Here is a 5,174-nt window from a genome sequence, read left to right on the forward strand (position 1 = left end):
AAGGGCAGGTCGTCGCCGTAGTAGTCGCTGTCATAGACGAAGCCACCGTGGTCCACCACCAAGCGGCGCGTGTGGGGGCTGTCGCGCCCGGTGTACCAGCCCAGCGGGGCGGCACCGGTCAACTCGGTCAGGATGCGCACCGCCTCGTGCAGGTGGGCGCACTCGGTGGCTTCGTCCACCTGTTGGTAGTGGATCCACTTCAGGCCATGGCAGGCAATCTCGTGCCCCGCGGCCAAACAGGCCTGCGCCACCTCCGGGTGGCGCTGCAGCGCGCTGGCCACGCCAAATACCGTCAACGGCAGGCCGCGCGATTCGAATTCGCGCAAAATGCGCCACACGCCCACGCGCGAGCCGTACTCGTAAATGCCCTCCATGCTCAGGTGGCGGTCCGGGTACGCCGTGGGTGCAAACAGCTCCGACAAGAACGTCTCGCTCGCCGCGTCGCCATGCAGCACGCAGTTTTCGCCGCCTTCTTCATAGTTGAGCACGAACTGCACTGCGATGCGCGCCCCGCCCGGCCAGCGTGGGTGCGGCGGCTGGCGGCCGTAGCCGATCAAATCACGCGGATAAGGTGCAGTGCTGTCGTAAACGTGGGCCATGGTGACAAGGCAGTCGGTTTTGCGGCATCATAGACACAAATGGGCCTGAGCACACACGTTCTCGATACCATGCACGGCTGCCCGGCCGCGGGTATGGCTGTGCGGTTGTATGCCACCGGTGAGGGGCCACGCCTCATCAAACAGGTCGTGCTCAATGCCGATGGCCGCAATCCCGACGGGCCGCTGCTGGCCACGGGCGAGCTGGCTGCCTGTACCTACCGGCTGGTGTTCGAGGTGGCCGACTACTTCCGCGCACGCGGTGTGGCGCTGCCGCAGCCGCCGTTTCTGGATTGCGTCACCATCGACTTTGGCGTGGCCGACGCGCAGGCGCACTACCACGTGCCGCTGTTGGTCAGCCCGTGGAGCTACGCCACTTACCGCGGCAGCTGAGGCGCACCGTCTTGACCTTGCGCCACCTGCGTGTCAGCGTTGGCCTGCGGCTTGCGCGTGCTGCGCGTGGCGGTTCGGGTATTGGTGCCGCGGGCCGTGGTGGCTTTCGGCTGGCTGACCGCACGCTCGGGCGCCGCAGCGGCGCGCTTGGGCGCTGGGGCGGGGTAGCGGTCCAATTGTCCTTCGGTCAGGGTGTCGAGCTGGAAGGTGCCGCTGCGGTCCCACAACCAAGTGTCGGTATAGCTGACCGTGCCCAGCCTTTTGGGGGCCGGAAACGGCGCTGCGGCCATCACCAGCCGCTCGATCTCGGCCTTGACGTGCGGCACGTGATCCGGCGCGCGCATCCACTCGAAGCGCCGCACCTCGCCCCGCGGGCCGATGTCCAGTCGCATCACCCCCACCGCCTGCAGCAGCGGCGGCAACTTGCCACGGAAGATGCGATCGCCGTAGCGCTCATACAGGTGCTGCGCGCCGTCGCGCCGGTAGTCTCGCTCCGACGCTGCCAGAGACACCTTGCCGGTGAAGGGTGGCTCGGGCGCGGGCGCGGGCTGCACCACCACGGGTGGGGCCGTTTCGGCCGGGGCGGGCGGCGCTTCCACGGCGCGCGGCGGCGCGGCAGGGGGTGGGCTGGCGCAGCCAGCCAGCAGTGCCAGCGTCGACACCACCACGCTCCAGACCAACCGTGCGCGGGGGGTGGCTGTGGGGGCGGGTGACATACGTGCGCCAGTTTCGGTCGTCGATGGCATCGTCGGATGGTGGGGCGGTTGGGCCCGAGGAGTCGATGTGGCTCGGATTGTGCGCCAACGCGCCCGGCCTTTCAACCCCGGCGATACTGCGGAACATGGAATCCGTTTGTTTGCGCGGGGGCGATCTGGATGCGGCGCTGGCCTGGCTGCGCGCCGAGCCAGGCGTGTTGGTGTGGGTCGAGCGTACCGAGGGGTCGGCGCCGCGCGAGCCGGGCGCGTGGATGTTGGTGGGCGCGCAGCGCGTGCTGGGCACCATCGGTGGCGGGCAGCTGGAGTGGAGCGCCATCCAGCAGGCGCGCGCGGGCCTGCAGCAACCGGGCTGGGCAGGGCAGGCGTTGCGCTGCGCACTCGGCCCCAGCCTGGGGCAGTGCTGCGGTGGCGTCGTGCACCTGCGGCTGCAGCGCGTCACGGTGGCCGACGCGGCGGCGCTGCGCGCGGCCTGGGTCGATGAGCGGGTGCCGGTGGCGCTGTTCGGCGGTGGCCACGTCGGGCAGGCCATCGAGCGCGCGCTGCGGCCGCTGCCGTTCGCCCTCACCTGGATCGACAGCCGCGACGGCATGTTTCCCACCGACCTGCCACCAACCGTGGTCGCCGAGCACTCCGATCCCGTCGAGCGCGCCGTCGCCGACTTGGTACCCGGCAGCCGCGTGCTGGTCATGAGCTTCAGCCACGCCGAGGATCTGGCCGTGATCGAGGCGTGCCTGAGGCGGCTGCGCCAGCGGGACGACCTGCAGTTCATCGGCCTCATCGGCAGCCGCACCAAATGGGCCGCGTTTCAGCACCGCTTGCTCGCGCGCGGGCACGACGCATCGGTGCTGGCGCGCGTGACGTGCCCCATCGGGATCCCGGGGATTCAGGGCAAAGAACCCGCCGTCATTGCCGCAGCCGTGGCGGCGCAGCTGTTGATGACGAGATAAGCCAGAAGACGCTTACACTGCGACCTGTTGTGCCATGGATTTGTCCGGGCTTACTCAGTAACGGATGCTCGGCGAGTCGGCCGTCCGCTGCCTCGAAAAGTTCATCCACGCGGATGGCAGCGAGCGGGTTGTCCCGGGCAATGTGCGCCGGTCAGCGTCGACAGTTTTCGCTCATGACAGCCATTGAGCCTGATCTGTCGATGGGTGCGGGTCAAATTGGTGGGTCCTGTAGGATTCGAACCTACGACCTACGGATTAAGAGTCCGCTGCTCTACCAACTGAGCTAAGAACCCGGGTATTTGGTGGACCGAAGGAGGATCGAACTCCCGACCTCTGCATTGCGAACGCAGCGCTCTCCCAGCTGAGCTATCGGCCCGACGGGGCAGATTATATACCGTTGCACGCGACTGGTGGGCACGTCGCGCGCCGCGGAGGGCCGGGCGGCGTTGACCGGTGTGCAGCCGCAGCTGGTATTCAAAAACTTTGAATGCGGTCATCAAATGCCTGCCTCCCGGCTGGCGTGCGCACCGCGTACAGTCTGACCATCGCACTGCGTTGCTCAAGGAGGTTTCCTCGATGATCACCCTGCGCCCCAGCGATGCCCGCGGCCACGCCGATCACGGCTGGTTGCAGGTGCGCCATTCGTTTTCGTTTGCGGACTATTGGGACCCGCGCTACACAGGCTGGGGCAACCTGCGCGTGCTCAACGAAGACCGCATCGCCCCGGGCACCGGCTTTGGCATGCACGGCCACCGCGACATGGAAATCATCACCATCGTGCTGGCGGGCATGCTCACCCACCGCGACAGCTTGGGCCACCAGGCCGTCATCCGCGCGGGCGATGTGCAGCGCATGAGCGCCGGGCGCGGCATCCGGCACAGCGAAGTCAACGAAGGCCCCGACCCCGTGCATCTGCTGCAAATCTGGATCGAACCGGCTGTGCGCGGCATCGACCCTGGCTACGAGCAACGGGCGCTGCGGCCGTCCAGTGTGGGCACGGGCGTGCGGCCGATCGCCCGGCCAGCGTCGTCGGTGTCATCGGACGCCGCAGCCGCGCCGGACGCCCCCTTGACCATTCACGCCGACGCGGCGTTGGACTTGGCCACGTTGCACGGGCCGCAAGCGGTGCGGCATCCGATCGCGCCCGGGCGCTGCGCCTACGTGCACGTGGTGCGCGGCAGTGTGCACCTGGCCGGGCAGCGGCTAGGCGCGGGTGACGCGGCCATGGTGGCCGACGAGCCCGCGATCACCCTCAGCGACGCGGAGCACGCCGTGGTCCTGTTGTTCGACCTGGCGCCCAACGGGGCTACGCCCGTGCCTGCCTGATACCCATCCGTTGGAACCGAGTTCTTCCCGTGGCCCAGCCGGGCCCAAACCACGCTACCAAAAGGAGAGTCCCACATGCCCAACATCATCGTCGTTTATCACTCGGGCTACGGCCATACCCAGCGCATGGCGCAAGCCGTCGCCGACGGCGCGGGTGCCGCGCTGCTGGCCATCGACGCCGACGGCAACCTGCCCGAAGGCGGCTGGGAGCAGCTCGACGCGGCCGATGCCATCGTCATGGGCAGCCCCACCTACATGGGCAGCGTCAGCTGGCAATTCAAAAAATTTGCCGACGCCTCCAGCAAGCGCTGGTTTACGCAGGCGTGGAAAGACAAGCTGTTCGCGGGCTTTACCAACAGCGCCACCATGAACGGCGACAAACTCTCCACACTGCACTACCTGTTTACGCTGGCGATGCAGCACGGCGGCGTGTGGGTGGGCACGGGCATGATGCCCGCCAACACCAAGGCCGCGCAACGCAACGACGTCAACTACGTCGGCTCGTCGGCCGGTGCCATGGCCACCACGCCGGCGGATGCCGGCGCGCAAGAAATGCTGCCCGGCGACCTGGAGACCGCCCGCCAGTTCGGCCAGCGCATCGCGCAGGTGGCGGCGCGGTGGGTGGGGTGAGGGGGTCTCGAGAAAAGCGCGACAGGCTCAATGCAGGGCGGTCAAGGCCGCCTCTGGTGCCTTGTCGAGCACCTTGAGCAGCGCCTTGGCTGCGCCCGTGGGGCTACGTTTGCCCTGCTCCCAGTTGCGGATCGTCTCCACGGGCACGTCGATACGCTCTGAGAACTCGGCTTGGCTCAACCCCAGGCGCTTGCGCACACGGCGCGCGAATTTGGCTGCGTCCTGCAAGGCCGCTGCCGCGTCAGCCGCCGCTTGTCGGGCAAGATCTGCTTCCGTGGTGCCGTCCACACGGGCCGGGTCGATGCGCCCGCCACTCAACGTGGCCGGGACGGCGGGGTCAATCGTCACGCGTACGGTCTTCATAGTGCTGAACCTCTCGTCGGTTGGCCTTGCGCGCCGAGATGATACGAATGGCATTGCCTCGCGGGGTGTAAACCACGACGAACAGGCGTTGCTCGATCTTCCCCATCAACTGGTACCTTTCCTCGCCATAGCAGTGGCGGGTATCAGCCTGAATCAGCCGGTTGGGATCGAAGAAGGCCCTGGCCGCATACGCGAAATCGAAA

General features: G+C 67.6%; 8 protein-coding genes and 2 tRNA genes. 4 read left to right on the plus strand and 6 right to left on the minus strand.

What is annotated here, in order from left to right:
• Positions 1-599: polysaccharide deacetylase family protein (locus Q0716_RS08210; protein ID WP_299021873.1), on the minus strand; the 599-nt coding region annotated here is incomplete at its 3' end.
• A gap of 39 nt (positions 600-638) precedes the next feature.
• On the opposite strand from Q0716_RS08210, the gene uraH reads away from it, so the two are divergent.
• Entirely contained in the window at positions 639-989 is a 351-nt protein-coding gene (gene uraH, locus Q0716_RS08215; protein ID WP_299021880.1) for a hydroxyisourate hydrolase, read from the plus strand.
• On the opposite strand, the gene Q0716_RS08220 is transcribed toward uraH, so the two are convergent.
• A complete protein-coding gene (locus Q0716_RS08220) occupies positions 974-1,705 on the minus strand; it encodes a hypothetical protein (protein ID WP_366139727.1) in 732 nt (243 codons plus the stop codon). The two genes, uraH and Q0716_RS08220, sit on opposite strands and share 16 nt — an antisense overlap.
• Positions 1,706-1,830: 125 nt before the next feature.
• Here Q0716_RS08220 and xdhC point away from each other — a divergent pair, with 125 nt between their 5' ends.
• Complete coding sequence (xdhC, locus tag Q0716_RS08225) at positions 1,831-2,652, plus strand: xanthine dehydrogenase accessory protein XdhC (RefSeq protein ID WP_299021886.1); 822 nt, start codon at positions 1,831-1,833, stop codon at positions 2,650-2,652.
• 217 nt (positions 2,653-2,869) lie between these two features.
• Here the strand turns inward: xdhC and Q0716_RS08230 are convergent.
• Together Q0716_RS08230 and Q0716_RS08235 are read right to left on the minus strand one after the other, a co-directional pair.
• Positions 2,870-2,945: transfer RNA gene (locus Q0716_RS08230), tRNA-Lys, on the minus strand.
• Positions 2,946-2,952: 7 nt separating this feature from the next.
• Positions 2,953-3,028: transfer RNA gene (locus Q0716_RS08235), tRNA-Ala, on the minus strand.
• Between the two features lie 200 nt (positions 3,029-3,228).
• On the opposite strand from Q0716_RS08235, the gene Q0716_RS08240 reads away from it, so the two are divergent.
• Complete coding sequence (locus Q0716_RS08240; protein ID WP_299021892.1) at positions 3,229-3,978, plus strand: pirin family protein; 750 nt, start codon at positions 3,229-3,231, stop codon at positions 3,976-3,978.
• A gap of 75 nt (positions 3,979-4,053) precedes the next feature.
• Complete coding sequence (locus Q0716_RS08245) at positions 4,054-4,608, plus strand: flavodoxin family protein (protein ID WP_299021895.1); 555 nt, start codon at positions 4,054-4,056, stop codon at positions 4,606-4,608.
• A gap of 27 nt (positions 4,609-4,635) precedes the next feature.
• Here the strand turns inward: Q0716_RS08245 and Q0716_RS08250 are convergent, their stop codons facing one another.
• Positions 4,636-4,971 (minus strand): helix-turn-helix domain-containing protein, encoded by a 336-nt coding sequence (locus Q0716_RS08250; RefSeq protein ID WP_299021897.1) that lies wholly within the window; start codon positions 4,969-4,971, stop codon positions 4,636-4,638.
• Positions 4,946-5,174: BrnT family toxin (locus Q0716_RS08255; RefSeq protein WP_299021900.1), on the minus strand; the 229-nt coding region annotated here is incomplete at its 5' end. The genes Q0716_RS08250 and Q0716_RS08255, both read right to left, overlap by 26 nt.

The sequence above is a fragment of the uncultured Tepidimonas sp. genome (assembly GCF_938045175.1).
Taxonomy (GTDB): Bacteria; Pseudomonadota; Gammaproteobacteria; order Burkholderiales; family Burkholderiaceae_C; genus Tepidimonas.

Excerpts from the sequence above, each read along its gene's own strand:
- uraH (WP_299021880.1), top strand. The coding sequence starts at position 639 with ATGGGCCTGAGCACACACGTTCTCGATACCATGCACGGCTGCCCGGCC.
- Q0716_RS08220 (WP_366139727.1), bottom strand. The coding sequence starts at position 1,705 with ATGTCACCCGCCCCCACAGCCACCCCCCGCGCACGGTTGGTCTGGAGC.
- xdhC (WP_299021886.1), top strand. The coding sequence starts at position 1,831 with ATGGAATCCGTTTGTTTGCGCGGGGGCGATCTGGATGCGGCGCTGGCC.
- Q0716_RS08240 (WP_299021892.1), top strand. The coding sequence starts at position 3,229 with ATGATCACCCTGCGCCCCAGCGATGCCCGCGGCCACGCCGATCACGGC.
- Q0716_RS08245 (WP_299021895.1), top strand. The coding sequence starts at position 4,054 with ATGCCCAACATCATCGTCGTTTATCACTCGGGCTACGGCCATACCCAG.
- Q0716_RS08250 (WP_299021897.1), bottom strand. The coding sequence starts at position 4,971 with ATGAAGACCGTACGCGTGACGATTGACCCCGCCGTCCCGGCCACGTTG.